Genomic DNA, 2814 nt, shown 5'->3' on the forward strand with positions numbered 1-2814 from the left:
GCCGGTTGCGCCTTCGCTGATGAACATTTTGGCGTATTCGCCGTCCTGAATACGTTTCAGGGCGTTGCGCATGGCCTGACGGGATTCGGCGTTGATCACTTCCGGACCGGTCACGTACTCGCCGTACTCAGCGTTGTTGGAGATCGAGTAGTTCATGTTGGCGATACCGCCTTCGTACATGAGGTCAACGATCAGTTTCAGTTCGTGCAGGCACTCGAAGTAGGCCATTTCCGGCGCGTAGCCAGCTTCAACCAGAGTTTCGAAACCGGCTTTGACCAGTTCAACGGTACCGCCACACAGAACGGCTTGTTCGCCGAACAGATCGGTTTCAGTCTCGTCCTTGAAGGTAGTTTCGATGATGCCGGTACGACCGCCGCCAACACCGGCAGCGTAGGACAGTGCAACGTTTTTGGCGTTGCCCGAAGCGTCCTGGTAGATCGCGATCAGGTCAGGGATACCACCACCCTTCACGAACTCGGAACGCACGGTGTGGCCCGGGGCTTTCGGCGCGATCATGATCACGTCGAGATCGGCACGCGGAACAACCTGGTTGTAGTGGATTGCGAAACCGTGGGAGAAGGCCAGGGTGGCGCCTTTCTTGATGTTCGGCTCGATTTCGTTTTTGTACAGCGAGGACTGGAACTCGTCCGGGGTCAGGATCATGACCAGGTCGGCAGCAGCAACAGCGGAAGCAACGTCGGTCACTTTCAGGCCGTGAGCTTCAGCTTTGGCAACGGTGGCCGAACCTTTACGCAGACCAACGGTAACGTCGACACCGGAATCTTTCAGGTTGCACGCCTGGGCGTGGCCCTGGGAACCGTAACCGATGATGGCAACTTTCTTGCCCTGGATGATCGACAGGTCGCAGTCTTTATCGTAGAAAACTTTCATGAATTTCCCCTATATATCCTGGCCGTTCAGGCCATTCGCTAATTTGGTTTAGATGCTGAGTACTTTGTCGCCGCGGGCAATGCCGGTCACGCCGCTGCGGACGGTTTCCAGAATCGATGCGGTGCCGATGGACTGAATGAAGCTGTCAAGCTTGTCGCTGGTACCGGTCAATTGAACGGTATACACGCTCGCGCTGACATCGACGATCTGCCCACGGTAAATATCGGTAGTGCGTTTGATCTCGGCGCGCTGGGCGCCAGTGGCCTTGACCTTGACCAGCATCAGTTCGCGCTCGATATGAGCACTTTCCGACAGGTCCACCAGCTTGACCACTTCGATCAGCTTGTTCAGGTTTTTAGTGATCTGCTCGATGACTTCATCGTGGCCAACGGTGGTCAGCGTCAGACGCGACAGGGTCGGGTCTTCGGTCGGGGCCACGGTCAGGCTTTCGATGTTGTAGTTGCGCTGCGAGAACAGGCCGACTACGCGAGACAGAGCGCCGGGTTCGTTTTCCAGAAGCAAGGAAATAATGTGCCGCATGATTAAGTACGCTCCGTCTTGCTCAGCCACATATCGCGCATCGAGCCGTCTTTGATCTGCATCGGGTAGACGTGCTCGCTGGTGTCGACCGAAATATCGATCACGACCAGGCGATCCTTCATGGCAAACGCTTCTTCCATCTTCGACTTCAAATCTTTCGAATCGGTGATGCGTACGCCAACGTGACCGTAGGCTTCAGCCAACTTGACGAAGTCAGGCAGCGATTCCATGTACGAGTGCGAGTGACGGCTGCCGTAGCTCATGTCCTGCCACTGACGCACCATCCCCAGAACACCGTTGTTCAGGATGACGATTTTTACTGGCAAGCCATATTGCAGGCAGGTCGACAGTTCCTGGATGTTCATCTGGATACTGCCTTCACCGGTGACGCAGGCAACGTCGTCTTCCGGGAAGCTCAACTTGATACCCATGGCCGCCGGGAAACCGAAGCCCATGGTGCCCAGGCCACCGGAGTTGATCCAGCGGTTAGGCTTGTTGAACGTGTAGTACTGCGCAGCGAACATCTGGTGCTGACCCACGTCGGAGGTGATAAAGGCATCGCCCTTGGTCACTTCGCACAGGGTTTCGATCACGGTCTGCGGCTTGATCTTGCTGCCGTCGCCCTTGTCGTAAGGAAACAGGCCACGATCACCACGCCATTCATCAACTTGCTTCCACCAACTGGCCACAGACTCCTTGTTTGGGGTCTCGCCGATTTCCTTGAGGGTCGCGACCATTTCGGTCAGGACGCTCTCGACCGGACCAACGATAGGCACGTCAGCCTTGATGGTCTTGGAGATCGAAGCCGGGTCGATGTCGATGTGGATGATCTTGGCGTTCGGGCAGAACTTCGCCGCGCCGTTGATCACGCGATCGTCGAAACGCGCACCGACAGCCAGGATCACGTCGGCATGGTGCATCGCCAGGTTGGCGGTGTAGCTGCCGTGCATGCCGAGCATGCCGATAAACTGACGATCGGTCCCAGGGAAGCCGCCCAGGCCCATCAGCGTGTTAGTCACTGGCAGGTTGAGCATTTTCGCCAGTTCGGTCAGCGGTGCGGAACCGTTGCCCAGGATCACGCCGCCACCGGAGTACAGCACAGGGCGCTTGGCCGCCAGGAGCATTTCTGCCGCCTTGCGGATTTGGCCCGAGTGACCGCGAACGGCCGGGCTGTAGGAGCGCAGCTTGGCTTTCTTCGGGAAGATGTATTCGAACTTCTCGGCCGGGTTGGTCATGTCTTTCGGAATATCGACCACGACCGGACCCGGACGACCGGATTGCGCCAGGTAGAAGGCCTTCTTCATGACGTCCGGGATTTCCGAAGCGTGCTTGAGCATGAAGCTGTGCGTCACGATCGGCCGGGAGATACCGATCAGGTCGGTT

At 57.2% G+C, this 2814-nt stretch carries 3 protein-coding genes; all 3 read right to left on the reverse strand.

The annotated features are described in order from the left end of the window. On the reverse strand, positions 1-891 hold an 891-nt coding region (gene ilvC, locus ACIOVB_RS26805; RefSeq protein WP_401272192.1), incomplete at its 3' end, for a ketol-acid reductoisomerase. Positions 892-939: 48 nt separating this feature from the next. Further along, complete coding sequence (gene ilvN, locus ACIOVB_RS26810; RefSeq protein WP_003176102.1) at positions 940-1431, reverse strand: acetolactate synthase small subunit; 492 nt, start codon at positions 1429-1431, stop codon at positions 940-942. Between the two features lie 2 nt (positions 1432-1433). Next, positions 1434-2814 (reverse strand): biosynthetic-type acetolactate synthase large subunit (gene ilvB / locus ACIOVB_RS26815; RefSeq protein ID WP_401272193.1); only part of this gene is annotated, 1381 nt, incomplete at its 5' end.

The sequence above is a fragment of the Pseudomonas sp. NPDC087639 genome, assembly GCF_044743385.1.
Lineage (GTDB): Bacteria > Pseudomonadota > Gammaproteobacteria > Pseudomonadales > Pseudomonadaceae > Aquipseudomonas.

Excerpts from the sequence above, each read along its gene's own strand:
- ilvN (WP_003176102.1), bottom strand. The coding sequence starts at position 1,431 with ATGCGGCACATTATTTCCTTGCTTCTGGAAAACGAACCCGGCGCTCTG.